The organism is Kitasatospora sp. NPDC004799 (genome assembly GCF_040609095.1).
In the GTDB taxonomy this organism is placed as follows: Bacteria; Actinomycetota; Actinomycetes; order Streptomycetales; family Streptomycetaceae; genus Kitasatospora.
On record NZ_JBEXJK010000068.1, the window covers coordinates 1 to 26,872 of the forward strand.

The 26,872-nt window shown below is 74.1% G+C and carries 17 protein-coding genes and 1 pseudogene; 13 read left to right on the forward strand and 5 right to left on the reverse strand.

What is annotated here, in order from left to right; all coding sequences use genetic code 11:
• The first annotated feature begins 134 nt into the window (after nucleotides 1-134).
• The 5 genes from ABZW03_RS11980 (at nucleotide 135) to ABZW03_RS12000 (ending at nucleotide 5,659) form a co-directional block, all read left to right on the forward strand.
• Nucleotides 135-833 carry a GNAT family N-acetyltransferase gene (locus ABZW03_RS11980; RefSeq protein ID WP_355255362.1) on the forward strand — a complete coding sequence of 233 codons (699 nt, stop codon included), beginning with the start codon at nucleotides 135-137 and terminating at the stop codon, nucleotides 831-833.
• Nucleotides 834-1,095: 262 nt separating this feature from the next.
• The gene (locus ABZW03_RS11985; RefSeq protein ID WP_355255365.1) at nucleotides 1,096-2,358 is read left to right on the forward strand and encodes a MurT ligase domain-containing protein; all 1,263 of its coding nucleotides are present in this window, start codon (nucleotides 1,096-1,098) and stop codon (nucleotides 2,356-2,358) included.
• Between the two features lie 46 nt (nucleotides 2,359-2,404).
• Nucleotides 2,405-3,133: a glutamine amidotransferase gene (locus tag ABZW03_RS11990; RefSeq protein ID WP_355255368.1), complete on the forward strand. Its 729-nt coding sequence runs from the start codon at nucleotides 2,405-2,407 to the stop codon at nucleotides 3,131-3,133.
• Between the two features lie 352 nt (nucleotides 3,134-3,485).
• The gene (locus ABZW03_RS11995) at nucleotides 3,486-4,511 is read left to right on the forward strand and encodes a 6-phosphofructokinase (protein ID WP_355255371.1); all 1,026 of its coding nucleotides are present in this window, start codon (nucleotides 3,486-3,488) and stop codon (nucleotides 4,509-4,511) included.
• Between the two features lie 152 nt (nucleotides 4,512-4,663).
• The gene (locus ABZW03_RS12000) at nucleotides 4,664-5,659 is read left to right on the forward strand and encodes a 2-hydroxyacid dehydrogenase (RefSeq protein WP_355255374.1); all 996 of its coding nucleotides are present in this window, start codon (nucleotides 4,664-4,666) and stop codon (nucleotides 5,657-5,659) included.
• An 85-nt stretch (nucleotides 5,660-5,744) separates the two neighbouring features.
• Here the strand turns inward: ABZW03_RS12000 and ABZW03_RS12005 are convergent, their stop codons facing one another.
• On the reverse strand, nucleotides 5,745-7,415 hold the full coding sequence (locus tag ABZW03_RS12005; RefSeq protein ID WP_355255377.1) for an IPT/TIG domain-containing protein: 1,671 nt from the start codon (nucleotides 7,413-7,415) through the stop codon (nucleotides 5,745-5,747).
• A 1,546-nt stretch (nucleotides 7,416-8,961) separates the two neighbouring features.
• On the opposite strand from ABZW03_RS12005, the pseudogene ABZW03_RS12010 reads away from it, so the two are divergent.
• Together ABZW03_RS12010 and ABZW03_RS12015 are read left to right on the forward strand one after the other, a co-directional pair.
• Nucleotides 8,962-9,735, forward strand: a pseudogene (locus ABZW03_RS12010) (LamG domain-containing protein); the annotation flags it as partial.
• Nucleotides 9,736-11,438: 1,703 nt separating this feature from the next.
• Nucleotides 11,439-14,363 carry a LamG-like jellyroll fold domain-containing protein gene (locus tag ABZW03_RS12015; protein WP_355255380.1) on the forward strand — a complete coding sequence of 975 codons (2,925 nt, stop codon included), beginning with the start codon at nucleotides 11,439-11,441 and terminating at the stop codon, nucleotides 14,361-14,363.
• A gap of 1,349 nt (nucleotides 14,364-15,712) precedes the next feature.
• Here ABZW03_RS12015 and ABZW03_RS12020 read toward each other — a convergent pair.
• A complete protein-coding gene (locus ABZW03_RS12020) occupies nucleotides 15,713-16,672 on the reverse strand; it encodes an NAD(P)-dependent oxidoreductase (RefSeq protein WP_355255383.1) in 960 nt (319 codons plus the stop codon).
• 204 nt (nucleotides 16,673-16,876) lie between these two features.
• On the opposite strand from ABZW03_RS12020, the gene ABZW03_RS12025 reads away from it, so the two are divergent.
• Together ABZW03_RS12025 and ABZW03_RS12030 are read left to right on the forward strand one after the other, a co-directional pair.
• Complete coding sequence (locus tag ABZW03_RS12025; protein WP_355255409.1) at nucleotides 16,877-17,902, forward strand: cytochrome c oxidase assembly protein; 1,026 nt, start codon at nucleotides 16,877-16,879, stop codon at nucleotides 17,900-17,902.
• A gap of 147 nt (nucleotides 17,903-18,049) precedes the next feature.
• Nucleotides 18,050-18,637 carry a YdcF family protein gene (locus ABZW03_RS12030; protein WP_355255385.1) on the forward strand — a complete coding sequence of 196 codons (588 nt, stop codon included), beginning with the start codon at nucleotides 18,050-18,052 and terminating at the stop codon, nucleotides 18,635-18,637.
• A gap of 203 nt (nucleotides 18,638-18,840) precedes the next feature.
• On the opposite strand, the gene ABZW03_RS12035 is transcribed toward ABZW03_RS12030, so the two are convergent.
• Nucleotides 18,841-21,063, reverse strand: coding sequence for an NADP-dependent isocitrate dehydrogenase (locus tag ABZW03_RS12035; RefSeq protein ID WP_355255388.1), 2,223 nt, complete (start codon nucleotides 21,061-21,063; stop codon nucleotides 18,841-18,843).
• A 399-nt stretch (nucleotides 21,064-21,462) separates the two neighbouring features.
• On the opposite strand from ABZW03_RS12035, the gene ABZW03_RS12040 reads away from it, so the two are divergent.
• Nucleotides 21,463-21,969 (forward strand): SAV_915 family protein, encoded by a 507-nt coding sequence (locus ABZW03_RS12040; protein WP_355255391.1) that lies wholly within the window; start codon nucleotides 21,463-21,465, stop codon nucleotides 21,967-21,969.
• On the forward strand, nucleotides 21,966-22,292 hold the full coding sequence (locus ABZW03_RS12045) for a hypothetical protein (RefSeq protein ID WP_355255394.1): 327 nt from the start codon (nucleotides 21,966-21,968) through the stop codon (nucleotides 22,290-22,292). The genes ABZW03_RS12040 and ABZW03_RS12045 overlap by 4 nt, the downstream gene beginning before the upstream one ends.
• A 57-nt stretch (nucleotides 22,293-22,349) precedes the next feature.
• Here ABZW03_RS12045 and ABZW03_RS12050 read toward each other — a convergent pair whose 3' ends face one another.
• Together ABZW03_RS12050 and ABZW03_RS12055 are read right to left on the reverse strand one after the other, a co-directional pair.
• Nucleotides 22,350-22,637: a hypothetical protein gene (locus ABZW03_RS12050; protein WP_355255397.1), complete on the reverse strand. Its 288-nt coding sequence runs from the start codon at nucleotides 22,635-22,637 to the stop codon at nucleotides 22,350-22,352.
• 106 nt (nucleotides 22,638-22,743) lie between these two features.
• Nucleotides 22,744-23,622 carry a DMT family transporter gene (locus tag ABZW03_RS12055; protein WP_355255400.1) on the reverse strand — a complete coding sequence of 293 codons (879 nt, stop codon included), beginning with the start codon at nucleotides 23,620-23,622 and terminating at the stop codon, nucleotides 22,744-22,746.
• 281 nt (nucleotides 23,623-23,903) lie between these two features.
• On the opposite strand from ABZW03_RS12055, the gene ABZW03_RS12060 reads away from it, so the two are divergent.
• On the forward strand, nucleotides 23,904-24,824 hold the full coding sequence (locus ABZW03_RS12060) for a serine/threonine dehydratase (protein WP_355255403.1): 921 nt from the start codon (nucleotides 23,904-23,906) through the stop codon (nucleotides 24,822-24,824).
• A gap of 319 nt (nucleotides 24,825-25,143) precedes the next feature.
• The gene (locus tag ABZW03_RS12065) at nucleotides 25,144-26,805 is read left to right on the forward strand and encodes an APC family permease (protein WP_355255406.1); all 1,662 of its coding nucleotides are present in this window, start codon (nucleotides 25,144-25,146) and stop codon (nucleotides 26,803-26,805) included.
• Nucleotides 26,806-26,872 lie beyond the last annotated feature (67 nt).

Genomic DNA, 26,872 nt, shown 5'->3' on the forward strand with positions numbered 1-26,872 from the left:
GTGCTTCTTGCTTCGGCGATCGGTGCGTGCGGGGAATGTGGCGAGGTGCCGCTGGGCCGGGCCGCACCGCAGGGCATTCGCCCGTTCACGATCACGTAACCGAGCGGAAGCGCACCGTCGGTAGCGTCGGCGGTATGACGGCATCACGCACTCGCCCCGAACGGCTCTGGCACCGGCCCTTCCGCAGGTCCGACCGCAGGTGCGCGGCGCCCGAGGGCCGGGGCGCCCGGCTGCCCGCGCTCACCGACGGCCCGTACCGGACCGTCCGGCCGCACCCGCCCGCGGCCCGCCCCGCCGGCCAGGCGCCGGAGGCCCCGTCCCGGCTCTCCCCGCCGGACGGGCCGGACCTGCTGCTGCGCCCGGCCGGGCCGGCCGACCGGGCGGCGGCACTGGCGATGCACGGCCGCTGCTCCCCCGCGTCGCTGCGGCTGCGCTACCACGGCCCGGTCCGCGACGCCGGCCGCTACCTGGACCACCTGCTGGACGCCCGGCACGGCCGCAGCTACGCGGTGACCGCCCCGGACGGGCGGATCGTCGCGCTCGGGCACCTGATGTGGGACGACGGCGAGGCCGAGCTGGCCGTCCTGGTCGAGGACGCCTGGCAGCGGCGCGGGCTAGGCCTGGCGGTGCTGCGGCGGCTGTCGGCGGCGGCCCGGGCGGCCGGCGTCCGGACGGTGTACGCGGTGACCCACGGCACCAACACCGGGCTGATCGCCGCGATGCGGGGGCTGGACGCGCCGCTGGACTTCCACCCCGAGGACGGCACCCTGGTGATCACCGCCACGCTGTCCGCCGGGGATCCGGCCGGTTGCGCCCACCATCCGGGACGCTGATCTTTTCTTCACCAGATCCTTACCCGGGCCGGTCCGGGAACCCGACGACCCCGGTGGGCGTCGTGAAGTGGTGAAGGGTCCGTCCGTACACCGCCCTCCTTGACGGGCTGTCAGCAGCACCCGCGAGCGCGTCGCAGCAGGCGGCGCGGGGTCCGGATCGTCCGGTCGGGCGACGGAGTCGGTAGGCTGACCCCCGTCCCCGCCGCCCGACGGCCCGTTATCCGGCCACGGGCGGTGCCGCAGCAAGGAGGAACCACTGAGCATGGCAGGCACCGAATCGGAGCCCACAGGCGCACGCGACGCCTCGCTGCCGGCCCGCGCCAAGATCGCGGTCACCGCCGGCCGGGTCGCCGCCGCCGTGTCGCGCAAGGCCGGACGCGGAAGCGGCTCGGTGATCGGCGGCAAGGTCGCCCTCAAGCTCGACCCCGACCTGCTCGCCACCCTCGCCGACCACCTCGACGTCGTCCTGGTCAGCGCGACCAACGGCAAGACCACCACCACCCGCCTGATCGCCGAGGCGCTGCGCGCCGCCGGCCCGGTGGTCTCCAACGCCCTGGGCGCCAACATGCCCGCCGGCATCACCTCCGCCCTGGCCGGCGGCACGGACGCCCGCTTCGGCGTGATCGAGGTCGACGAGAAGTACCTGGCGACGGTCGCCCGCGACACCCGCCCCAAGGCGATCGCCCTGCTCAACCTCTCCCGCGACCAGCTCGACCGCGCCGCCGAGACCCGGATGATGGCCGAGAAGTGGCGCGAGGGCCTCCAGAACACCGAGGCCGTGGTCATCGCCAACGCCGACGACCCGCTGGTGACCTGGGCCGCCTCCTCCTGCAAGAAGGTGGTCTGGGTGGCCGCCGGACAGGCCTGGAAGGAGGACGCCTGGTCCTGCCCCGCCTGCGGCGGCGTGATGCAGCGCCCCGGCGACGACTGGTTCTGCCAGGACTGCGGCTTCCGCCGGCCCAACCCGCACTGGGCACTCCAGGGCACCCACGTGATCGACCCGCAGCGCGGCGCCTGGCCGATCCAGCTCCAGCTGCCCGGCCGGGCCAACCTGGCCAACGCCACCAGCTCGGCCGCCGTCGCCGCCGTGTTCGGCGTCGCCCCGCAGGTCGCCCTGGAGCGGATGCGCTCGGTGACCGCCGTGGCCGGCCGCTACGACGTGGTCCAGTACCAGGGCCGGGACATCCGCCTGCTGCTGGCCAAGAACCCGGCCGGCTGGCTGGAGACCTTCTCGCTGATCGACGGCCCGCCCGCCCCGGTGATCCTCTCCGTCAACGCCCTCGACGCCGACGGCACCGACACCTCCTGGCTGTGGGACGTCGACTACGAGCGCCTCGCCGGGCACCCGGTCTTCGTGATGGGCCAGCGCAAGCTGGACCTGGCCGTCCGACTGGAGGTCGCCGGGCTCCAGTTCCACGTGGTGGACACCCTGGAGCAGGCCGTCCGGATGGCCCCGCCCGGCCGGATCGAGGCCATCGCCAACTACACCGCCTTCCAGCAGCTGCGGAAGGTCGTGGCCGGCTGATGCCGCGCCCGCACACCAGTCTTTACGTGACGGAAGGCCTTCGAGGATGAGTGAGAGCAGCCTGCGCGTGGTCTGGGTCTACCCGGACCTGCTCAGCACCTACGGCGACCGGGGCAACGCCCTGGTCGTGGAGCGCCGGGCCCGCCAGCGCCACCTCAACGTGACCCGGATCGACGTCCGCTCCGACCAGGCGGTCCCCACCAGCGGCGACATCTACCTGATCGGCGGCGGCGAGGACCGCCCGCAGCGCCTGGCCGCCGAGCGGCTGCGCGCCGACAGCGGCCTGGTGCGGGCCGCCGAGAACGGCGCGATCATCTTCGGCGTCTGCGCCGGCTTCCAGATCATGGGCCACGAGTTCGTCAACGACCTCGGCGAGCGCGAGCCGGGCCTGGGCCTGCTCGACGTCTGGACCACCCGCGGCGAGGGCGCCCGCTGCGTCGGCGACGTGCTCGCCGACGTCGACCCCCGGCTCGGCCTGCCGCAGCTGACCGGCTTCGAGAACCACCAGGGCGTCACCCACCTCGGCCAGGGCGTGCAGCCCTTCGCCACCGTCAACGTCGGCCGGGGCAACGGCACCGGTGACGGCACCGAGGGCGCCTGGCGGGACACCGTGTTCGGCACCTACCTGCACGGCCCGGTGCTGGCCCGCAACCCCGCCGTGGCCGACATGCTGCTCAAGCTGGCGCTGGACGTCAGCGCGCTGCCGCCGGCCGACACCACGTGGTACGACGCGCTGCGCGCCGAGCGCATCGCGGCCGCGACGCGCCCCCAGTAGTCCGTCCGTACGTCCCGGCCGGGTGCCCGCCATGCGGTCACCCGGTCCGCGGGCGGCCCCGGACGTACCACAATGGGGGCTGCCTACTGCACACCCTCCTCGGCAGCAGGCTGCAATTCCGCGCGGGGGCGCCGACGGCGCCGCTCCCGCGTCGGCTCCTGCCCGGCCGGACCAGGGGCCGTATGCTCGACTTCACGGTCGTTTTCGGGCGTTCCGTCCGGATCGGCCGGTCCTTCACCCCGCGGCCACCTCCCCGCCACCACGGCGTGGGAGCGCCCCGTTACGGTGACGGCTCGTCGTCCCAGCCTGTAGTCCGGCCGTTCCTCGGTTCTGCTCGGGAGTTGCAAAGTTCATGCGTATTGGAGTGCTGACCAGCGGCGGTGACTGCCCCGGCCTGAACGCGGTGATCCGCTCCGTGGTCCACCGCGGGGTGGTCGACCACGGCGACGAGATCATCGGGTTCGAGGACGGGTGGCGCGGTTTCCTGGAGGGCCACCACCGCCCCCTGACCCTGGACTCGGTGAGCGGCATCCTGGCCCAGGGCGGCACCATCCTCGGTTCCTCCCGGGTCCAGCCGAGCCACCTGCGGGACGGCGTCGAGCGGGCCAAGAAGTACTGCTCCGACCTCGGCCTGGACGCGGTCATCCCGATCGGCGGCGAGGGCACCCTGAAGGCCGCCAAGCTGATGAGCGACGCGGGCCTGCCGATCGTCGGCGTGCCGAAGACCATCGACAACGACATCGCCGCCACCGACGTGACCTTCGGCTTCGACACCGCCGTCTCGGTGGCCACCGAGGCGCTGGACCGGCTGAAGACCACCGCCGAGTCCCACCAGCGCGTCATGGTCGTCGAGGTCATGGGCCGGCACACCGGCTGGATCGCGCTGAACGCGGGCATGGCGGCCGGTGCGCACGCCATCGTCGTCCCGGAGCGCCCGTTCCACATCGACAAGCTCACCGACGTCGTCCGCGAGCGCTTCGACCGCCAGAAGAAGTTCGCGATCGTGGTCTGCGCCGAGGGCGCCAAGCCCGAGCCCGGCACCATGCACTGGGAGGAGGGCACCAAGGACATCTACGGCCACGAGCGGTTCACCGGCATCGCCACCCAGCTCTCCCGCGAGCTGGAGCACCGCCTCGGCAAGGAGGCCCGCCCGGTGATCCTCGGCCACACCCAGCGCGGCGGCACCCCGACCGCCTACGACCGGGTGCTCGCCACCCGCTTCGGCTGGCACGCCGTCGAGGCCGTCCACAAGGGCGCCTTCGGGCACATCACGGCGCTGCAGGGCACCGACATCAACCTGGTGCCGCTGGCCGAGGCGGTCGCCGAGCTGAAGACCGTGCCGCAGGACCGCTACCTGGAGGCCGAGACGGTCCTCTGACCGCTTGATGCCCTCCGGGGCCCCGGACCGCGCGGTGCGGTCCGGGGCCTCCGCGCGTTCCGGGGGCGCGCGTTCGCCCGGGGCCCGTCCGGTGGGCGGCGCCCGGCCCCGCCCGCTAGCGTGGCCGCAGGAGCCGACTGGAGGGACCGGGCATGGAGATCCTCGCGTACGGGGTGCAGGCCGACGAGCGGCCGCTGCTGGAGCAGGCCTTCGCCGGCCGGCACGGACTGCGCTGCCTGGACGTGTTCCTCAACCGCGACACCGCCCCGCTCGCCGCCGGCTACCCCGCCGTCAGCAGCAGCGTCAACGCCGTCCTGGACGCCGAGACGCTCGCGGTGCTGGCGGCCGGCGGCACCGAGCTGGTCGCCCAGCGCTCCACCGGCTTCAACAACATCGACCTCGACGCCGCCGCGAAGCTCGGCCTGACCGTCGCCCGGGTCTCCCACTACAGCCCGCACTCCGTCGCCGAACACGCCTGGGCCCTCGCGCTCGCTGTCAACCGCCGCCTCACCCGGGCCGCGAACCGCACCCGCGAGTTCGACTTCCGCCTCGACGGCCTGCTCGGCCGGGACGTCCACGGCATGACCGTCGGCGTGATCGGCACCGGCAAGATCGGCGAGTGCTTCGCCCGGATCGCGGCCGGCTTCGGCACCGAGCTGCTCGGCTGGGACATCGCCGAGAACCCGGCCTGCCTGGAACTCGGCATGACGTACACCGAGCTGCCCGAACTGCTCTCCCGCGCCGACCTGGTGAGCCTGCACGTACCCCTGCTGCCGGCCACCCACCACCTGATCGACGCTGCCGCGCTCGCCCGGATGAAGGAGGACGCGATCCTCGTCAACTCCAGCCGCGGCGGGCTGGTCGACAGCCTCGCCCTGGTCGAGACCCTGCGCGCCGGACGGCTGTCCGGCGTCGGCCTGGACGTCTACGAGGAGGAGACCGGAGTCTTCTTCACCGACCGATCCATCCAGGGCATCACCGACGACGTCCTCGCCCGCCTCGTCACCTTCCCCCAGGTCCTGGTCACCAGCCACCAGGCCTACTTCACCCGCACCGCCGTCGGCCAGATCATCGACGCCACCGCCCGCAACATCGACGACTTCGCCGCCGGCCGCACCAACGAGAACACCCTCGTCCCGAGGAGCTGACGCCGCGGGGTGGTCGTGGCCGGCTGCCACGACCACCCCGTCTCCCGATGCGGCCGGTTCGGCCGGTTCGGCCGGTTCGGCCGGATCAGCGGTGGCGGCCCCGGCGTCGGCCGAGGGCGACGGCCGCGCCGCCGAGCAGCAGCAGGGCGCCGCTGACCGCCCCCGTGGTGAGCACGGTGGCACCGGTGCTGGCGAGGACGCCCGACGCCCGCGGGGGCGCCGAAGCCGCCGGGGCCCGGGTGTCAGGCGAGGTCCACGCGGTGGCGGGGGTCGACGAGCCCTCGGTGGTCGACGAGCCGGGGCCGGGGGTGCCGGGCGTCCGGCCGCCGTCGGTGGGCGTCGGCGTGGGCGACGTGGTGCCCGCGGCCGGGACCGTGTGGTCGGTCGCGCAGCCCTTCTCGGGGTCGCAGGTGCCGCGCTTGCCGTCCGGCGTGGTGACGGCGGTGTGCAGCCGGTGGTCGCCGTTGCCGTTGACGGTCACCGAGTACGTGACCGTCGCGCTGCCGCCCACCGGCAGGTCGCCGGTCCACGTCAGCTTCCCGTCCTTGACCTCGGCGGTGCCGGAGGTGGCCTTGGCGTCGCCGTTGTAGGCGGCGTCGTCCAGCACCTTCGACAGGTCGTCGGTCACGGTCGCGCCCTTGACCTCGTCCGCGCCCTTCTGGGCGACGGTCACGGTGTAGGTGACCTTGGCACCCGTCGTCACCGTCGAGCCCGAGGCGGGGTCGGAGGTGGTGGAGAAGACGTAGGCGCCGGTCGTCGCCGGGTCCTGGTAGGTGTACGTCCCGGCCGCGCCGGTGCCGCCGGGGGTGGTGACGGTGACGTCCACGCGTCCGGCAGCCGCCGCGGCGGGAGCGGTGGCGGTGATCCGGGTGTCACTGTCGACGGTGAACGCGGTGGCGGGCACGGTGCCGAAGCTCACCGCGGTCGCCCCCGTCAGGTGACTGCCAGTGAGGGTCACCGTGGTGCCGCCGGCCTGCGGGCCGTGGTCGGGCGCCAGGCCGTTCACCACCGGAGCCGGGGCCTCGTACGTGAACGTCCCGGCCGCGCCGGTGCCGCCGGGGGTGGTGACGGTGACGTCCACGCGTCCGGCAGCCGCCGCGGCGGGGACGGTGGCGGTGATCCGGGTGTCACTGTCGACGGTGAACGCGGTGGCGGGCACGGTGCCGAAGCTCACCGCGGTCGCCCCCGTCAGGTGACTGCCAGTGAGGGTCACCGTGGTGCCGCCGGCCTGCGGACCGTGGTCGGGCGCCAGGCCGGTCACCACCGGCGCCGGGGCCTGGACCCGCGTGTCGAGGGTGGCGCTCCCCACCGGCTGCATGCCGACGTTCCTGCCGTCCGCGAGGGTGGTGACGGTCCCGCCCGCGGTCGGCAGGACGGTGAGGGTGAGCGCCGAGGGGGTGGGCAGGCCGGCGAGGTTCCAGCACATGCCGGACGACCCGGCCGCGAAGTCGCAGCTCCAGTCGCCGGCCGAGGCCTTCGCGGACGTCACGGTGGCGGCGGCGCCGGACAGCGTGACGTTGACCAGGACGGCGTTGGCCCTGCGGTCGGGGTTGGTGTTGGGCACGTCGATGGTGACGGTGTAGGGGCTGTTCGCCGGCACGGGCCCGGCCGGGCCGGCGATCTGCACGGCGGAGTCGGCGTGGGCGGGGCTCGCGACGGCCAGCAGACCGAACGTGGTGGTCGCGGTGGCGAGGAGGGCCACGGGGCCGCGCTTGCTGCGGCCGGCCGGCGTCGCGGCAAGGGTGGAACGAGACATGAACGCCCTTCAAGGGGGTCGGGCCGCGCCACGACGGGCGATCCCGGTCCGGCGCGGTGAAGCGGGGTGGGAACGCGGTCGCCCGCTGGACGGCGGTCGCCGGCGGGAATCCACCGCACTCAGCCGTCGCTGGTCACGCCGGCGGCGGTGCGGGGTGCGCTACCGAAGGTCGATCATCGCACAGTATTCACAACCGGACTCCGCTTTCCCCAAATCCCGGCAGCAGCACACGATCTGGCACCGCGCCAGGAGCCCGGCGGGCAAGCCGTGCGCCGACCGTCACCGGGTCGACATGTCGGCACCGCGATCACGCACCGGACCACCACTCCCGGAGTGTTGAATTCCGGTCAAGTTGCGTGTGGTGACGGTGAGATCAATGGGACTGAAGTGACTCCAGCGCCGACAGGGGCGACCCGCACTGCTCCGGCCGAGCCCGCCACCGGAACGACGAAGGCCGTCAGGCGGCCGCGCTCCGGGGCCGGCGGCCGGTCCGACCACGGCCGGGGCGGCTCGAGCGGCCCCACCGGGAACGCGGTGGCGCAAACGCGTCCACGGCCACCGCCGCTGAATCCGGCGATGGCGCCGCATCGCCCCGAGGCCGTCGGTAACGTCTGCCGTCGAGCCCTCGGGCCGCGCGCCGTCGTCCACGGCGGCGGCGCCGGGGCTCCGACGGCTCGCCGGCCCGTGTGCTGCCGGCGTCCGTCGACGGGGGGTGCGCGACAGCCGCTCGGCGGCGTCCGTTTCCGATCTCTGTACGTGTTCCGCGCGCGGTGTCCGCGTGCGCGCTTCCGCCTGCCCGGATGCCGCGCCGCGGTCGCACCGCCCGCGGACCGAGGCGTCCGCCGGCGTGCGGACGTGAACTGTGGGGGTTCAAGTGTTGGACGAGAGTTCGGTGAAGGTCTACCGGGACCGCAGGTACGTGTCCACGGTGATGGTGAACCACGGCGGCACCACGGTGGCGTTCGCGATGGACGACCAACGGCGGGTCCACTACAGCGTCCTGGACCTGGAGCAGGCGTCGGCCAAGCGCGGGCCCCTGGACGCCCGCTACTGGAACGAGGAGCCCTCGCCGGTGCCGTTCCCGGCCGAACTGGTCGAGGTGACCGCGCCGGGGGGCCAGGCGGCGGCCGCGGCCGGCGCGCTGCGGATGCCGGTGGTGCGCAGCGGCGGGCGGGCCGAGGCGGGCGGCGCGGCGGTGCCGGCGGACGAGCAGGACCCGTTCCTGTCGACGACCGCCCGGCTGACCGCCCTCGCACCGCTGCAGGTGGTGTCCGACGGCCGCTACCTCGTGCTGTTCCGGCAGTCCGTCGACGCCGCGCACCAGGACGCGGTGTTCCACGCCCCGGGCGGCGTGGTGTCCGGGGACCGCGCGGTGGCGGCGGCCGGCACCAAGGCGACCGCGACGGCGCTGGTGGACCGCTCGCTGCTGTGCGACCGCTTCGTGCTGGTGGGCTCGACCCTGAAGCCGGTGGTGGAGGTGCGCTACCAGCGCTCCCGGTCGAAGACGCGCGGCGCCTCGGAGAGCGACACGCTCGGGACCAGGGACATGGAGGGCCACGCGTTCTTCGAGCCGACCACCAGGCTGTCGTTCGTCGCGCCGCTGCGGAACGGGGAGTTCACCGCGCTGCTGCTCCCCACCGCGGTCACCGGGCGGTCCCGGTGGCAGCTGTTCGCGCTGAACGGTGACACCGGGCGGATCGAGGGCTACAACTGCGCCCAGGGCGAGGACGGCCTGTTCGACGTCGCCGGACCGGAGCTGTACACCAGTCCCGATCCGAAGTACGCCGCGGCCGTGCTGGAACGCGCGCCCGGGCTCTGCCCGTACACCCGGCGGCCGCTGGTCCCGGTGGCGGCGACCGGCGACCGCGCGGGCACCGCGCTGCGGCTGGATCCCGCGAAGCAGGGCCACGTGCGGCTGCCCGCCGGCCCGTCCGGGGCGGCCGCCACGGGGTACACGGTGGAGGCGTGGGTCCGGCCGACGGCCGCCGCCGGGACCGTCCTGTCGCACCATCCGGCGACCTCGCCGACCAGCGCGTTCGCCCTGGAGCTGAACGCCGACCGCAAGCTGGTCGCGGACCTCGCGGGCACCCGCGTGGTCTCGGACGTCGCGGTGCCGCTCGCCGTCCACACCCACGTCGCCGCCGTGTTCGACGGCCGGACCGCGGTGCTGTACGTGAACGGGGTCAAGGCCGGCAGCGCCGCGGTGACCGGCGTGCCGGACCCGCGCTCGGCCGCGGTGGTCGGAGCGAAGCTGGCCGCGGACGCGCCGCAGGCGCTGCTCGCGGGCGAGGTCGACGAGCTGCGGATCTGGGAACGGGCCCGCCAGGAGGGCGAGTTCGGCGACCGGCGGCGCCGGCTGAGCGGCGTCGAGTCGGGCCTGTCCGCCTACTACCGGTTCGACGAGGGCACCGGCACGGTGCTCGGCGACCGTACCCGGGCACGGCGCGACGGCACGGCCGCGGGCGGCACGGCGTGGGTGGAGTCGGCCGCCCCGGTCGGGGACGGACCGGGCCTGGCCCGGGACGTGTTCGCCTTCGCCGGCCGGACGGTGAAGACCGGGCTGGCGGCCTCCCTGTACTTCCAGCAGGAGCCCGCCGTCTCCGGCTACGGGAGCGCGGCGGGCCAGGAGAAGCGGCAGAGCCGGCTGCTGCTGGCCTGCGGCACCACCGGTCCGGCGCCGGCGGGCGGCGATCCGGGCCGCAGCTACGTCGCGGCGGTGGACTTCGGTGTCACCCGGGACGGCCGGTTGGCCGCGGCGCCGGCCCTGCTGACGCTGGCCGGGTGCGACCGGCCCGCGGTGGCCGTCGACCCCGCCGCGCTCGCCGCCGCCAACCAGCAGGTGGACGCCGCCCGCGCCGCGCTGCACGACGACCGGGTGGTCGCCGCCCGGATTCCGATGCTCCTCGCGAACATCGACGCCATCAACGCCGGGCGGGCCGCCGGTGAGGGGTGGGCCTTCTTCCACGACCTCGGCGTCCCCACCGCGGCGCTGCGGGACGCGCAGGCCGCCCAGCAGCGGCTGGGCACCCGTCAGGCGGCCCTGCGCGCCGCCGAGGACGCCCTGGCGACGCTGTCCGGCGGCACCCAGGGCGCCGGGGACACCGTGGTGGAGATGCCGCTGGTGTCCACCGACCGGCAGGGCCTGACGGTGTTCGGCGGGCTGCTCGGGTTCGCCTGGACCGAGGGGACGCCGGCCCTGCTGGACTCCTCCACCGGCGACCTGGTGCTCTACTTCCGGGGCGGCACGGGGCAGTTCTTCAGCGCCTACTACACGACGCTGGTCTCCCGGGCCACCCGCTCCGCCAAGGTCGGCGGCGGCACGGGGCAGTTCGTCGCCCGCGACACCGCCACCCGGTTGAAGGACTTCACCGTGGTGGTCGGCGCCGACACCGTCGCGGACCGCTGCACCGTCACGGTCACCTGCGGGCCGCGCACCGAGACCTTCCGGGGCGTGCCGCGCGCCGCCGCGGACTTCGCCGCCGTCCTCAACGGCACGCTCCCGCCCGCGGCCCTGCTGGGCAGCGTGCGGGCGGTGAACGACCGGACCGTCGAGCTCGCCGTGCCGCTGGCCGAGGCCCTGGCCGCCGGCACCCGGGTGTCGGTGGCCGGCCGGGTCCGGCAGGTCGCCGCGTCCGTCCCGGCGGGCGCGACCTCGTTCACGGTGGCCGGCGGCGTGGTGACGGCCGCGGTGGGCGCGCCCGTCTCCCGGGTGCTGTACGACCACGCCGACGCGACCTCCTCGGTGGCGGGCGTGGACCTGTCCCGCGGCTCGCAGATCGTCTCGGTCTCCCGCCTCGACGCCACCGACGCGGTGCCGGACGGCGCGGTGGCCGACCTGGGCGACGGCGTCGGGCCGCACTGGCGCGGCCACGCGCCCGGCCGGGCCCCGGAGTTCGACGGGAGCAGCCAGTACCTGATCGCCGCCGACACCGCGGACTTCGCCGTGGACCGCGGCCTGACCGTGGAGGCCTGGGTCAACCCACGCTCACCGGCCTCGACCAGGTCGTGCAGCAGGACCACGGCGTGCTGCACACCGCCGTGCCCGACCTCCCGTACGGCCTGTCGCTGCGCAGCTCGCAGATGTTCCAGAGCATCGACCTCTGGAACGACAACTGGATCGGCTGCGGCAACCGGCTGTCCCTGGGCGGACGGGACTTCACCATCGAGATGTGGCTCCTCGACAGGCGGAGCGCGTTCGATGAGAACACCCTGTTCACGAGTGGCGACCTCACCATCCGGGTCAGGGCCGGTGGCCAACTCTCGATCGTCCTTCGCGGGCAGGAGGCGATCGTGGCCTCGACCGACCCGGTGAACAGCACCTGGCAGCACTGGGCGTTCAGTTACCGGAACGCCACGAACGAGTTCCTGCTCCACTGCAACGGGGCCGCCGTGCCGACCAGCGACGTGCGCTGGCACGGCTCGGGTCTGCCGGTCCGGTACACCAGCGATCCGGGGATGAGCACCGTGATCGGCAACGCGGGCTTCTGGACCGGCGCCTGCTACGACGAGATCCGCGTCTGGGACACCGTCCGGAGCACCGAGCAGATCCGGTCCGGCATGTGGCGGCGGCTGCGCGGGCACGAGGGGGGCCTGCTCGCCTACTGGCAGTTCGACGACGGCCTGACGATCGACCGCTCGGGCAACGGGCACGACGGGACGCTCCAGGGCCCGTACCGCAGCAAGCTGTCGCCGCTGATCGGGTACCGCCCGGTGGCGCGGGTCGGGTCGCAGACGTTCACCACCAAGGACCCGAACCCGTACGGCGACTGGACGCACCTCGCGTTCGCGTTCAAGCAGCAGTGGGCGGTGGCCACGGACGGCGGCCACCTGGACGCCGGCGGGCCGGACGGCCTGGACCTGACCGGTGACCTGACGATCGAGGCCGGCGTCCGGATCGACCGCCTCGGCACGGTGCACGGGCTGGTCGGCAAGGGCGTGCTCGGCGGCGGCCGGGTGGACTCCGCGGTGCCGTACGCGCTGTACGTGCGCGCCGACGGCGAACTCGCCTTCGCCTTCGAGCCCGGGAACGGCGGGCAGGGGGTGCAGGAGTACCGCTCCGGCCTGTTCCTGCAGCCGGGCGTCTTCACCCGGGTCGCGGTCTCCCGCAAGCGCGGCATCGACGCCAAGGGCGCGGTCACGATCCAGTTTCACCTGGGCGAGGCGGCAAACATGGCACCGTCCAAGCCGTTCACCTTCGACGGCCCCGCGCCCGTCGGCAACGACGAGAGCGGCGAACTCGGACGGGTCCGCCAGGGCCGCACCGCGAACCGGCTGCGCGGCTCCCTGACGGACGTGCGGATCTGGAACGTCGCCCGGGAGGGCAAGCAGGTCGGCGCGCCGATCGCCGCGGACACGCCCGGGCTGGTCGCCTGGTGGAACTTCCCCGAGAAGGAGGGGCCGGTCACCGCCGACGCGTGCGCCGCCTTCCCGGCCAAGCTCGTCGGCGCCCGCCGGGTGCGCACCCCCGACCCGAAGGGCAACCAGGCGGTCTTCTACGTCAACGGCGTCCCGGAGACCGCGGAGGTCACGCAGCCCCAGATGCTGCCCGTCGCTCCGACCCGGACGACGGTCGGCGGGCTCTGGAACAGCGGCACGGCGGTCGACCTGTTCGCCGGCACCCTCGACGAGGTCCGCGTCTGGCGGACCTGCCGCACCAGGGAGCAGATCCTCGACAACCTGTTCGGCCGGCTGCGCGGCGAGCGGAACGACCTCGTGGCCTACTACCCCTTCGACGGCGCCTCCACCACCGCCGGCGCCGACGTCAGGGACCACGGGCCGCGGCGCAACGACCTCGTCCGGCCGGCCACCGCCCCGCGGAACGTGGTCTCCACCGCGCCGATCTCCACCGACACGGCCGAGGTGCGCTCCGCCCTGACCGGCATCGCCAGCACCTTCAACACCCTGGTCGACGCCACCCCCGCCGCCGCCGAGTACGGCGACCTGCAGAGCGACGCCCACGGCCAGCCGTTCGGGGTGATGAAGCGCGCCTACGGCTACGTCCGCGGCAACCGCTGGTACCTGCGCACCGGGTACAAGATCGGCGAACTGGCCACCACCTGGGTCGGACAGGCCCAGTTCCAGCCGCAGCTGATCGGCTTCCTCGAGGGTGCGCCGCCCGTGCCGTCCGAGAACCTGGTCTGGGGCACGGCCGACGACTACGCCGAGAAGTCGTCCGTCTCCTTCGTGCGGGCGGACTCCGCCTCCACCTCGCTCTCCCACGACGAGAAGCGCAGCTTCGACGCGTCCGCCGAGGCGAAGATCAGCGTCACGCTCACGAACGAGACCCACATCATCACCGCCCCGCTCGGTGTGGGCACCGCCCAGCCCGCCCTCAAGCTGGTCGGCGAGTTCAACGTGGCGGGCAAGGTCGAGGTCGCGAACGGCTGGTCCGACAACGTCCAGGTCTCGCAGAGCTCCGCGACACCCGGACCAGCAAGGTCGTCCTCACCGGGAACTGGGAGGAGGACGCCGCCGGCGGGCAGGTCAACCCGGCCGCGGGCCGTCGCTGGGGGCCCGCCAACACCGGCTTCGCCGTCGTGCAGTCCTCCACCGCCGACGTCTACGCGCTGCGCATGGCGCACAGCGGCGTCCTGGTGGCCTACCGGATGGTCCCCAACGCCGACATCCCCCGCGACTGGAACGTCCTCGCCTTCCCGATCAACCCCGGCTACACCAAGCAGGGCACCCTCGACGGCGTCCTCGGCTTCGCCCCCAAGGGCACCTCCGGCGCCCTCCAGCCCTTCCCGGACCCGGCCTACCCGACCGCCGGGGACGGCGGCGAGTACAGCTACTACCGCCCGCGCGAGGCCTACGCCCTCAAGCGGCGCATCCAGCGCGAGGAGCAGCAGCTCCAGAGCTTCTACGAATCGGTCTCGACCACCGGCTTCACCAGTACCTTCGGCAGCAACCCGGTCCGCGAGCAGGCCGCCCGCGTCCTGGGCGGCATGATCGGCCGCACCGGCACGGCCGGCCTCGGCGCCGCCGACGCGGACCCCGCGAAGGCGCGCGGGGCCGCGAAGAGCGCCGCCCGCCGTCACCTGGCCAACACCTACGTGTGGACCGCCGCCGGCGGGCTGTTCTCCGAGACGACGTCCACCACCGACCAGGTCACGGAGGTCACCTCCGGCGACTTCAGTCTGAAGGGCAGCCTCACCGTCGGCGGCGGCTTCACGTTCGAGGCGGGCCCGGTCGGCGTGGAGGCCACCGGCAGCGTCACGGTCGGCGGCGGGTACGCCGTCACCCGCAGCAGGACCAAGGAGTCCTCACGCAGCTTCAGCCTGGAGGTCTCCGCCGAACCCGGGCGCAACCTGCAGAAGACGGAGAACGGCAAGCCGCTGTTCGGCGCCGACCGTAGCCCCGTCCTGGTGCCCGGCCGGGTCGACGCCTACCGGTTCATGACCTTCTACCTGGACAGCTCGGCCGACAACTACGAGGACTTCTACGGCAAGGTCGTCGACCCCGATTGGCTGGAGCGCGACTCCGGCGCCGCCGCGCGCGCCCTGCGCGAGACCCGCCAGAACACCAGCAAGCCCCCGTGCTGGCGGGTGCTGCACCGCGTCACCTTCGTCAGCCGCGTCCTCGACACGGCCACCAGCACGCCCTCGCTGGCCCAGGCGCTCGGCGCGCTCGGCATCACCAGCGACTACCAGCTGCTGCGCCGGCTCGAACCGCACCTGGCCCGGGCCACCGGCAGCACCGCCCTGCTGACCGCCGCCACCAAGGAGGTGATCGCCACCCGGTTCCCGACCCTGGTGCCGTACACCGAGACCGTCACCGCCCGCGTCACCGCCTACTACAACCTCGACGCCGGCCCCTCCGCACTGCCCGCCCCGGCCACGCCGGCCACCACGCCCACCCTGACCACCACCACCCCGACCGTCGCGGCCGGGGGCGACCTCACCTTCGGCTACTCCACCCCCGACGGGACCCTCTCGGCCAAGAACTGGATCGGCCTCTACCGCCCGGGCACCGGCCCTCAGGCCGGCGACGCCGCCGCCTGGCGGTACGCGCCGGAGGCCGCCGGCACCCTCACGATCCCGGCCACCGGCGCGCTCACCGCCGGCACCTACGCGGCCTGGTACCTGCACAACGACGGCTACACCCCGCTCGCCGGCCCCGTCACGATCACCGTCACCTGACCCCACCCGGGTCGGCCCCCGCGGGCCGCCCCACCCGGGTCGACTCCCCAAGCGTGGCCGACCGTTCACGTCGGACCGGCGAGCGGCGTCGGGGTGCGCCTCGCAAGGGCACTTCCCGGCCGGAGGGGCCGGGGAGCGTCGCGAGCCCGACCGGAACCGTCAGACCCGCCCCAGTACGTCGCGGTACCAGGCGGCGGCCTGCGGGAGGCGGGCCAGTGGGCCGGGGCCGGGCGGGCAGGCGGCGAGCCGCCAGATCCGCTCGCTGCGGTACCAGTGGTCGCGGGCGACCAGGCCGAACTGCCGCTCGGAGACCCGGCCGGGCGCGGCGGCCAGCAGCCGGCGGCACTCCTCCCAGGGCACGGCCGGGCCGTCCGGGACGGCGGGCAGCAGGCCGAGGGCGGCCAGGGCGGCGAGCAGGTCGCCGCCGCGGACCGGCTCGGGGTGCGAGGCGTGGTGGACGCCCGGCGGGACGGCGTCCCCGTCCAGGGCGAGCGCGGTGACCAGCCGGGCGAGGTCGGTGCGGTCCACCATCGAGAGCCGGGCGCCGCCCGCCCAGCGGACCGGCACCCGGCGGACCAGCTCGGCCAGCGCGGGTACCACCCAGCGGTCGCCGGTGCCGGTCACCAGCCCGGGGCGCAGCACGTGCCCGCCGGCCGCCAGCGCGTGGCGCTCGCCGAGCAGCCGGGTGCGGCTGGCCTCGGACACCGGGGCGGGCGGCACCTCGTCCACCTCGATGCCCGGGTGCGGGCCCTCGCCGTAGACCGCCGCCGTGGAGAGGTGGACGATCCGCCGCACCCCGGCGCGGGTGGCGGCCGCCATCAGGGCGGCGGTGCCCCGGTCGTTCACGGCCTCGCACTCCTCGGTGCCGCCGTCGACCCGGGAGGCGAGGTGCACCAGCGCCCCGGCGCCCGTGCAGAGCTCGGTGAGCGCCGCCGGGTCGGCGAGGCCGCCCCGGACCCAGGTGGTACCGACTGGGGCGTCCTGCGGCGGTCTGCGGGCCAGGGCCCGCACCCGGACGCCGCGCGCCGCGAGGGCCGCCAGCACCCCGGAGCCGATGAAGCCGGTCGCCCCGGTGAGCGCGACCGCGGGCTGCGCCGCCGGTCCGTGTTCCGTCGCCATCTCCGACCCCTCGCTGCCGACCGGCCGGTCAGTCTAGCCAGGACCGCGCCCCGGCGGGGAGACACCCGTACGGAGGGGGTGGGGGGAGGGCCCGAGGTAAGGCCGACCTAGGCTGTAGGCCAAGCAAAACGGGCGAACCGGACCCATTCCGGGGACCACGAGGACGGAAAGCAGGACCCGCCGATGGGCGACGGAATGTCAGGAATGCACCACCACGGCGGGATGACCCAGCTAGGCCCGTTCACCGTGTCGAACGTCTGGACCTGGTCCCCCGACTGGGTGTTCCTGCTCGGCGGCCTGGTCGTCCTGGGGCTGTACGCGGCGGGCGTGGTGCGGCTGTACCGGCGCGGCGACCGCTGGCCGATCGGCCGGATGGTCGGCTGGGTGCTGGGTGTCGCCAGCTTGCTGCTGGTCACCTGCACCGGGCTGAACGACTACGGCATGGTGCTGTTCAGCGCGCACATGATCCAGCACATGGTGCTCTCCATGCTGACGCCGATCCTGCTGCTGCTGGGCGCCCCGATCACGCTGGCCCTGCGGGCCCTGCGCCCGGCCGGCAAGGGCCGTCCGCGCGGGCCGCGCGAGCTGCTGGTGGCGCTGCTGCACAGCCGGTACGTCCGGATCATCTCGCACCCGGCGTTCACCATCCCGATGTTCATCGCGAGCCTGTACGGGGTCTACTTCACCCCGCTGTTCGACTTCCTGATGCAGTACCGCCTCGGGCACATCTTCATGATGGTGCACTTCCTGTTCACCGGTCTGGCCTTCTTCTGGCCGATCATGGGCGTGGACCCGGGCCCGCACCGCCCCGGCCACGTGATGCGGATCATCGAGCTGTTCATGGGGATGCCGTTCCACGCCTTCTTCGGCGTGGCGGTGATGATGGCCGCCCACCCGCTGGTCACCACCTTCACCGTGGAGGGCGCACCGCCGGGGACGAACCTGCTGGAGGACCAGAAGCTGGCCGGCGGCATCACCTGGGCGTTCGGCGAGATCCCGACCGCGATCGTGCTGATCGCGCTGGTCTACCAGTGGATGGGCTCCGAGCAGCGGCAGGCCCGCCGCCGCGACCGCTCCGAGGAGCGCACCGGTGACGCCGAGCTGGAGGCGTACAACGCCTACCTGGCCTCGCTGCACAAGCGCGACCAGCGCGGGGGCGCGACCCCGGCGGCCCCGGCCACCCCGGCAGCCCCGGTCACCGGAGCCGCCCCGGCCGCCGAGGCCGGCTGAGCCCGCCGCCGCCGACCGCGGAACCCCCGTTCCCGGGAACCCCCGTTCCACCTCCGGAACGGGGGTTCCGCCGTTTCCGGGCCGCCCCGGAACGGTCGTTCCGGCGGGTACCGGAACGCCCGTTCCGCCGTATGCGTTCGAACGGACATGCACGTCCTGCTGATCGTCGCCGTCCTGCTCTGCGGGTCCGTCCTGCTCTGGCTGCTCGGCTTCCTCGGCCTGGCGCTGTCCCACCGCCGTCGGCCCGCGCCGGCCGGTTCCGACTACCTGGTGGTGCTGGGCGCCGCCCTGGAGGGCTGCGAGCCCGCGCCCCCGCTGGCTGCCCGGCTGGACGCCGCGCTGGAACGTTTCGCCGCCGAGGAGGCCGCCGGGTACGCCCCGCTGGTCCTGGTGACCGGCGGGAAGGGCCCGCACGAGGACTGCACCGAGGCCGCCGCGATGGCCCGCTACCTGGCCGCCCGGGGCGTCCCGGCCGAGCGGATCCGGCGCGAGGAGCGGGCCGTGAACACCGTCGAGAACCTGCGCTTCAGCGCCGCCCTGATGGCCGCCGAGCGCCCCGGCTACCGCTGCACGGTGGTCACCAACGGCTTCCACACCGTCCGCTCCGCGCTGGCCGCCCGCCGGGCCGGCGTCCCCGCCGCCGTGCACGGTGCGGACGGCCCGCTGGCGCACGGCCCGTACCTCCTGCTGCGCGAGGCCGTCGGCACCGCCCTGGCCCTGCTCGGCCGCGCCTGACCCGGGGCTCCGACCCCGGGGCTCCGGACCGGGCTCCCACCCCGGGGCACCGGACCGGGCTCCGACCCCGGGGCTCCGACCCGCGCACCGGACCAGGGCGCCTGCGCTGCCCGTGGCCTCCTCCCCCGCCGGTGCCGGAGCAGCCGGAAGGCCCCGGGTCCGCAACCGGACCCGGGGCCTCCTTCAGCTCAACTCGACTCGGTTCAGCCGAGGTTCGCGAGCGCCTCGTTGAAGGTCTTCGACGGACGCATCACGGCGGCGGCCTTGGCCGGGTCCGGCTGGTAGTAGCCGCCGAGGTCGACCGGCGAGCCCTGGACGGCGATCAGCTCGGCCACGATGGCCTCCTCCTGCTCGGCCAGGGTCGCGGCCAGGCCGGCGAAGGCCTGGGCCAGCTCGGTGTCGGCGGTCTGGCCGGCCAGCTCCTGGGCCCAGTACAGGGCCAGGTAGAAGTGGCTGCCGCGGTTGTCGATGCCGCCGAGGCGGCGGCTCGGCGACTTGTCCTCGTTGAGGAAGGTGCCGGTGGCGCGGTCCAGCGTGTCGGCCAGCACCTTGGCGCGGGCGTTGTCGGTGCTGCTGGCCAGGTGCTCGAAGCTGGCGGCCAGCGCGAAGAACTCGCCCAGGCTGTCCCAGCGCAGGTAGTTCTCCTTGACCAGCTGCTGGACGTGCTTCGGGGCGGAGCCGCCGGCGCCGGTCTCGAACAGGCCGCCGCCCGCCATCAGCGGGACGACCGACAGCATCTTGGCGCTGGTGCCCAGCTCCAGGATCGGGAACAGGTCGGTCAGGTAGTCGCGCAGCACGTTGCCGGTCACCGAGATGGTGTCCTCGCCGCGGCGGATGCGCTCCAGCGAGAACTTGGTGGCCTCGACCGGGGACTTGATCTCGATCTGCAGACCGGTGGTGTCGTGCTCCGGCAGGTACTGCTTGACCTTCTCGATCAGCACCGCGTCGTGGGCGCGCTCCTCGTCCAGCCAGAACACGGCCGGGACGCCGGTGGCGCGGGCGCGGGTGACGGCCAGCTTGACCCAGTCCTGGATCGGCAGGTCCTTGGTCTGGCAGGCGCGGAAGATGTCGCCCGGCTGGACGGCCTGCTCCAGCACCACGTTGCCCTCGGCGTCGACCAGGCGGACGGTGCCGGCCGCGGCGATCTCGAAGGTCTTGTCGTGGGAGCCGTACTCCTCGGCCTTCTGGGCCATCAGGCCGACGTTCGGCACCGAGCCGATGGTGGCCGGGTCCAGGGCGCCGTTGGCGCGGCAGTCGTCGATGACGGCCTGGTACACGCCGGCGTAGCTGTGGTCCGGCAGCACGGCGAGGGTGTCGGCCTCCTTGCCGTCCGGGCCCCACATGTGGCCGGAGGTGCGGATCATGGCCGGCATCGAGGCGTCGACGATGACGTCGCTCGGCACGTGCAGGTTGGTGATGCCCTTGTCGGAGTCGACCATGGCCAGGGCCGGGCCCTCGGCCAGCTCGGCCTCGAAGGAGGCCTTGATCTCGGCGCCCAGGTGCGGCACGCCGTCCAGGCCGGCCAGGATGCCGCCGAGGCCGTTGTTCGGGTTCAGACCGGCGGCGACCAGCGCCTGGCCGTACTTCGCGAAGGTCTTCGGGAAGAAGGCGCGGACCACGTGGCCGAAGATGATCGGGTCGGAGACCTTCATCATGGTGGCCTTGAGGTGCACCGAGAACAGCACGCCCTCGGCCTTGGCGCGGGCGACCTGCGCGGCCAGGAACTCGTTCAGGGCGGCGACGCGCATCACCGAGGCGTCGACGACCTCGCCGGCCAGCACCGGCACCTTCTCGCGCAGCACGGTGGTGGTGCCGTCCTCGCCGAGCAGCTCGATGCGCAGGGCGCCGTCGGCGGCGATCACGGCGGACTTCTCGGTGCTCGCGAAGTCGTCGGCGCCCATGGTGGCGACGTTGGTCTTGGAGTCGGCCGTCCAGGCACCCATGCGGTGCGGGTGGGTCTTGGCGTAGTTCTTGACCGACAGCGGGGCGCGGCGGTCCGAGTTGCCCTCGCGCAGGACCGGGTTGACGGCGCTGCCCTTGACCTTGTCGTAACGGGCGCGGACGTCCTTGTCCTCGTCGGTCTGCGGGTCGTCCGGGTAGTCCGGCAGGGCGTAGCCCTGGGCCTGCAGCTCGGCGATGGCGGCCTTGAGCTGCGGCACCGAGGCCGAGATGTTCGGCAGCTTGATGATGTTGGCACTCGGGGTCTTGGCCAGCTCACCCAGCTCGGCCAGGGCGTCGCCGATCCGCTGCGCCTCGGTCAGACGCTCCGGGAAGCTCGCGATGATCCGCCCGGCCAGGGAGATGTCGCGGGTCTCCACCCGCACACCCGCGGTCGAGGCGTAGGCCTGGACCACCGGCAGGAACGAGTAGGTCGCCAGGGCCGGAGCCTCGTCGGTGTGCGTATAGATGATGGTCGAGTCAGTCATCGGTACTCCGCTTCACGTCTCCAACGTCTTGACGTCAAGATATCTCGTCACGGGCCTCCGGCTCCACCTCCCCCCGTCTCCGGGCGCGCGCCGGTCCGGTCGGCGGGTGCGGCGGCCCCGTGGCGGGGGCGCCTCGACGGGCACTCCGGTGGCCAGGACGGGGGCCGGAGCGGGCGGAGGGACGGGGCGAACTCCACGGTCGTCCGGGTCGCGGCGCGCGGCAAGCGGAACACCCGACCGGTGGTTTGGCCCACTCGGGTGAGCCGTACGTCAGGAGTGCGTCAACGCACGACCCCATTCGGTCAACGGTGCGTCAGGACCGGCGACCCCCGGGCCGGGCCGCCCTAGCGTCGAGGGAGTAGTTCCGGCAGGCCCACCACCCCACCCGGGAGCATCCGCATGGCCCGCGTCGTCTGGCACGTTCCGGTCACCACCTCCGGTACCGGCAGCACCACCGCACTCCGCCTGTTCCGCCTGCGCGACGGCCGCCGCTGCGCGGTCGGATTCTCCAGCCTCGACGCCCTCGTCGCCCTCCTCGGGCCCGACCAGGCCCACACCGAACTCGGCGAGCCCGCCCTCCGCGCCCTCACCGCCCCGCTCGGGATCGACACCGTGGTGCTGGACCCGAGGCTGGTCGCCCCGTCCGTCACCGGCCCCAAGGTCACCGCCCCCGCCGTCACCGTTCCCACCGGCACCGTTCCCACCGGCACCGTTCCCGCCGCCTCCGCGACCTCCGCCTCCACCCCGAACGCCTCCATCCCGAGCACCTCCACCCCGACGACCGCCTCCACCCCGACCGCCTCGGCGCCGGCCGCCTCCGCCCGGCCCGTCACCTCTCCGCCCGGCGCGGCCCCCGCCGTGCCGTCCACCGTCCCGGCCCCGACCGTCCAGTTCCAGCACCGGTGACCGCCCCGCTCCAGCTCGTCACGGGCGGTCCGGCTCCGGCGGGACGGGCCCAGCCGGCCCGGGCGCTGCACGCGATCGCCCGGATCAGCCACGGCCCGGTCCCGCTCGACTTCGACCGCCTCGCGGCGGAGTTCCCGGCCGTCCAGAGCGGCCTGGCCCTGGCCGGCGAGGCCGACCTCGAACTGCGCCTCGCCTGCACCGGCCCCGAGGAGTTACGGACGATCGCCGCCGCCCTGCACCGCGCGGGCGCCGCCCGGGTGCACATCGACCTCGTCCTGCGCGCCCTCACCCCGGCCCCGGTCACCCTGCGCCCGGTGCCGTGACCACCGCCGGTACGGGCCCCGCTCCCCCGCCACGGGGGCGCCGGGCCCGTACCGCGCTCACTCCTCCCCGGGCCGTGGGTCCGGGTTGATCGCCTGGCCGTCGATGGGCTGGCCCCAGGCGTCGTCACCGGACGCGTCGACGCAGTAGCCGCTGCCCTCGACGTGCCCGCCCGCGCCCCGGCACTGGTCCCCGGTGACGTCCCGGCGCCCGGTCGCCGCCGCCGGTTCGGCAGCGGCGACCACGGCCCCGGCGACCACGGCTCCGGCGGCCACGGCTCCGGCGGCGGTGAGCAGGAGGACGGAGGCGGTCGCGACGGCCGCCCGGGCCGGGAGTGAGCTGTTCATGCGGACCACCACAGCACGCCACCGGGCCCCCGGCGACCACAGGGCGCCCGCCCGGGTGGCCACCGGAGCCCGCCGCTCCCCGCTCCCCGTTACCCCCCGCTCCCCGCTACTCGCGCGCCAGCGCCGCGATGGCCGCGAGCAGCAGCGCCGCGCCCGCCAGCAGGCCCGCCGTCAGCGGCTCGCCGAGGAACAGCACGCCGATCACCGCCGCGGTCGCGGGCTCCAGCAGGACGAGCACCGCGGCCGTCGTGCTGGGCACGGAGGTCAGGCCGGTGAAGTACCAGCGGTAGGCGAACAGGGTGGGCACCGTGCCGAGGAAGAGCAGCGCCACGGCGGTCACCGCCGGGTCCCCGTCCGTCGGCAGCACGCCGTGGACGCCCTGGACGGCCGCGAGCGGCAGCAGGCAGAGCAGGCCGGTGGTGAAGGCGCCGGTGCCGGCCCGGGCCGCGCCGCCGCCCCGGGCCCAGAGGGTCAGGCCGCTCTGGCCGGCGCCCGCGAGGACGGCCAGCGCGACGCCGAGGGCCGGGCGCGGGCCCGCCGCCGGGGCGGCCACCAGCAGGGCGAGCCCGCCCAGGGCCAGGACCACCGCGGCGGCCGCGCGCCGGGTCAGCCGCTCGCCGAGCAGCAGATGGGCGCCGAGGCTGGTGAACACCGGGCCCGCGCCGATGGTGATCAGCGTGCCGAGACCGAGGCCCGCGTACCGCACCGAGCCGAAGTAGGCGCACTGGCTGACCGCCAGGCCGAGCCCGGTCAGCGCGGCGGAGCGCCACCGGGCGGCGCCGCGTGCACCGCGCGGTTCCCGGCTCGGCAGCAGGGCCAGGCAGAGCGCGGCGACGCCGAAGCGCCAGCAGGAGACGCCCGCCGGGCCGAGCCCGCTGGTGCGCATCAGCAGCGCGGACACGGCGCCGCCCACGCCCCAGGCGACGGCGGCGGCGGAGATGGACAGGAGGCCGTGCCGGAAGGGCACGGCGGCGTACGAGGACATGCGTCGGTACTCCACGATGGGTTGCCGGTTTCGGGTGACCGAATGCGGGCGGCAGTCATCGCCCCGGCCGCGGGCAGGTCCCGTCGGGCCGGAGTGGGTGGAGCGGGCCGCCCGCTAGCGGGCCGGCGGGGGGAGGATCACAGGACGCACGGGGCCAGCCTACGCCCCGTCCGGTCCCGGTGATCGCGATCTTCCCCCGGCCACGGACGCGACGTAGCGTCGCCCTGGCCGGGGCTCCCGGCGGAACGCCCGACGCCCCCAGGACGAAGGAGCAGAACACGATGGACCAGCTGACGTACGACGAGGTCGAGGCCGCCGGGAAGCGGATCGCCGGACGGGTGCGCCCGGTGGCGGTGGCTCCGGCGGACGACGCCGGACGGGCCTGGCTGGCCCTGGAGTTCCTCCAGCACACCGGCAGCTTCAAGGCCCGCGGCGCGCAGAACTTCCTGCTCGCGCACGCCGAAGCGGGAACCCTCCCGGACACCGGGGTGACCATCGCCTCGGGCGGCAACGCCGGACTGGCCTGCGCCTGGGCCGCCCGTGAACTCGGCGTCCGGGCAACGGTGTTCCTGCCCGAGACGGCCTCCCCGGTGAAGCTGGCACGGCTGCGCTCGTACGGCGCCGAGGTGCGGCTGGCGGGCCGGGAGTACGCGGACGCGCTGGCCGCCTGCGAGGAGTTCGCGGCCGGCAGCGGGGCACTGCCCTCGCACGCGTACGACCACCCGCTGATCGCCGCCGGCGCCGGGACGGTCCTGGCGGAGCTGCGCGCCCGGGTGCCCGGACTGGACACCGTGGTGGTGTCGGTCGGCGGCGGCGGGCTGTTCGCCGGGGTGGCGGTGGCGGCCCGCGAGCACGGCATCCGGGTGCTCGCCGTGGAGCCGACGGGCAGCCGCGCACTGAACGCCGCGCTGGCGGCGGGCCGCCCGGTGGACGTCCCGGTCGACTCCGTCGCCCAGGACGCGCTCGGGGCCCGCCGCGCCACCGCCCTCGCCGTGGCCGCCGCCACGCACCCGGGCGTCCGCTCGGTGCTGGTCGACGACGAGGCCATCGTGCGGGCCCGCCGGCAGCTCTGGGAGGACCGCCGGATCGCAGTCGAGTACGCGGCCTCCACCGCCCTCGCCGCGCTCGGGCAGGCCGAGGGCGAGCGCGTGGCCGTCCTGCTCTGCGGCGCCAACACCGACCCGTCCGACCTGGTGAACTGACGGCACGTCAGGCCGTGATCCGGCCGGCCCACCCCGGCCGGCCGGCATGACCATGCACGCCCCGCCATTCCTATGACCTCGGAGGCCGACCATATTGACCGATCGGAATGGCGAAGCTCAATGCACGCTCAAATGCTGGACTTACCGATCGGTAACGTAACAGACAACTGAACAGATAGCCTCCTACCTGCAGGGATATCCGGTAAAGAAGGTAAATATTCAGTAATGAAATCTGTGCAGACCTCTCTGAATAGCCCTACTGTGTGGCAACTCTCCGCGCTCCGCCCACCCCGGAGCCCCCACTTACAGAGAGATCTTCATGGCTTCCCTCAACCAGATCTCGCCGCCCGGACAGAGCACCGCCGCGGAATCCGGGACGACCCAGCGGTCGCTCAAGCGCCACGTCGGCCTCATCGGCCTGATGTGGGCCTCGGTCGGCTCGATCATCGGCTCCGGCTGGCTGTTCGGCGCGAAGAACGCCGTCGTCGCCGCCGGGCCGGCGGCCCTCGTCTCCTGGGGCATCGGCGCCGTCGCGATCGTCCTGCTCGCGCTCGTGCACGCCGAACTCGGCGGGATGTTCCCGGTCTCCGGTGGCACCGCGCGCTACCCGCACTACGCCTTCGGCGGCCTGGCCGGCATGTCGTTCGGCTGGTTCTCCTGGCTCCAGGCCGCCACCGTCGCCCCGATCGAGGTCGAGGCGATGATCGGTTACGCGGGCCACTGGGAGTTCGCCAAGAGCTTCCTCAACGACAACGGCACCCTCACCACCAGCGGTTTCATCGTCGCGGTGGTCCTGATGGGCGTCTTCGTCGCGGTCAACTTCCTCGGTGTGCGGGTGCTGGCCGCCACCAACTCGGTCGCGACCTGGCTCAAGATCGGCGTCCCGCTGCTCACCATCCTGGCGCTGTCGATCAACGGCTTCCACGGCTCGAACTTCACCTCGCACGGCTTCGCGCCGTTCGGCGCCCACGGCGTGCTCGCCGCGATCAGCTCCAGCGGCATCATCTTCGCGCTGCTCGGCTTCGAGCAGGCCATCCAGATCTCCGGTGAGAGCCGCAACCCCAAGCGCGACATCCCCCGCGCCGTGCTCGGCTCGGTCGCCATCGGCACCCTGATCTACGTCCTGCTGCAGGTCGCCTTCATCGGCGCGCTGCCGGTCAGCTCCTTCGTCAACGGCTGGGACAAGCTCGACTTCCCCGGCATCGAGGGCCCCTTCGCCGGCCTCGCCACCCTGGTCGGCCTGGGCTGGCTCTCCTGGGTGCTGTACTTCGACGCCATCGTCTCCCCCGGCGGCACCGGCCTGATCTACACCACCTCCACCTCGCGCATCTCCTACGGCCTCAGCAAGAACGGCTACGCGCCGCAGAAGTTCGAGCAGCTGGACAAGAACGGCGTGCCGTGGTTCGGCCTGGCGATGTCCTTCGTCACCGGCGTGGTCTGCTTCCTGCCCTTCCCGAGCTGGCAGGAGCTGGTCGGCTTCATCACCTCCGCCAGCGTGCTGATGTACGCCGGCGCCCCGCTGGCCTTCGGCGCGCTGCGCCGCCGGCTGCCCGACCGCGAGCGCTCCTACCGGCTGCCGCTGGGCGGCGTGATCTCCCCGGCCGCGTTCGTGGTCTCCAGCCTGATCATCTACTGGGCCGGCTGGCACACCCTGTCCCGCCTGGGCATCGCGATCGTGCTCGGCTACGTCCTGCTCGGCAGCTACGCCGCGTACGCGATCCGCAAGGGCCTGCCGAACGCGCCGCGGCTGAGCTGGAAGTCCGCCCAGTGGCTGCCGGTCTACCTGGTGGGCCTGGGCCTGATCTCCTGGCAGGGCGGCTTCGGCGACGGCACCGGCAACATCCCGATGTGGACGGACATGGCCCTGGTGGCGGCGTTCGCCCTGGCGATCTACTTCTGGGCGATCCGGGTCGCGCTGCCGGCCGAGGCGATCGAGCACGAGGTCGCGGACGTCGAGGTGGTCGACGCGGGCGGCCACTGACCGGTCCCGGACACCGCGGAAGGGCCCGCCGGCCGTGCGACCGGCGGGCCCGTCCGCGTCCCACAGA

Excerpts from the sequence above, each read along its gene's own strand:
- ABZW03_RS11980 (WP_355255362.1), top strand. The coding sequence starts at position 135 with ATGACGGCATCACGCACTCGCCCCGAACGGCTCTGGCACCGGCCCTTC.
- ABZW03_RS11985 (WP_355255365.1), top strand. The coding sequence starts at position 1,096 with ATGGCAGGCACCGAATCGGAGCCCACAGGCGCACGCGACGCCTCGCTG.
- ABZW03_RS11990 (WP_355255368.1), top strand. The coding sequence starts at position 2,405 with ATGAGTGAGAGCAGCCTGCGCGTGGTCTGGGTCTACCCGGACCTGCTC.
- ABZW03_RS11995 (WP_355255371.1), top strand. The coding sequence starts at position 3,486 with ATGCGTATTGGAGTGCTGACCAGCGGCGGTGACTGCCCCGGCCTGAAC.
- ABZW03_RS12000 (WP_355255374.1), top strand. The coding sequence starts at position 4,664 with ATGGAGATCCTCGCGTACGGGGTGCAGGCCGACGAGCGGCCGCTGCTG.
- ABZW03_RS12005 (WP_355255377.1), bottom strand. The coding sequence starts at position 7,415 with ATGTCTCGTTCCACCCTTGCCGCGACGCCGGCCGGCCGCAGCAAGCGC.
- ABZW03_RS12020 (WP_355255383.1), bottom strand. The coding sequence starts at position 16,672 with ATGGCGACGGAACACGGACCGGCGGCGCAGCCCGCGGTCGCGCTCACC.
- ABZW03_RS12025 (WP_355255409.1), top strand. The coding sequence starts at position 16,877 with ATGCACCACCACGGCGGGATGACCCAGCTAGGCCCGTTCACCGTGTCG.
- ABZW03_RS12030 (WP_355255385.1), top strand. The coding sequence starts at position 18,050 with ATGCACGTCCTGCTGATCGTCGCCGTCCTGCTCTGCGGGTCCGTCCTG.
- ABZW03_RS12035 (WP_355255388.1), bottom strand. The coding sequence starts at position 21,063 with ATGACTGACTCGACCATCATCTATACGCACACCGACGAGGCTCCGGCC.
- ABZW03_RS12040 (WP_355255391.1), top strand. The coding sequence starts at position 21,463 with ATGGCCCGCGTCGTCTGGCACGTTCCGGTCACCACCTCCGGTACCGGC.
- ABZW03_RS12050 (WP_355255397.1), bottom strand. The coding sequence starts at position 22,637 with ATGAACAGCTCACTCCCGGCCCGGGCGGCCGTCGCGACCGCCTCCGTC.
- ABZW03_RS12055 (WP_355255400.1), bottom strand. The coding sequence starts at position 23,622 with ATGTCCTCGTACGCCGCCGTGCCCTTCCGGCACGGCCTCCTGTCCATC.
- ABZW03_RS12060 (WP_355255403.1), top strand. The coding sequence starts at position 23,904 with ATGGACCAGCTGACGTACGACGAGGTCGAGGCCGCCGGGAAGCGGATC.
- ABZW03_RS12065 (WP_355255406.1), top strand. The coding sequence starts at position 25,144 with ATGGCTTCCCTCAACCAGATCTCGCCGCCCGGACAGAGCACCGCCGCG.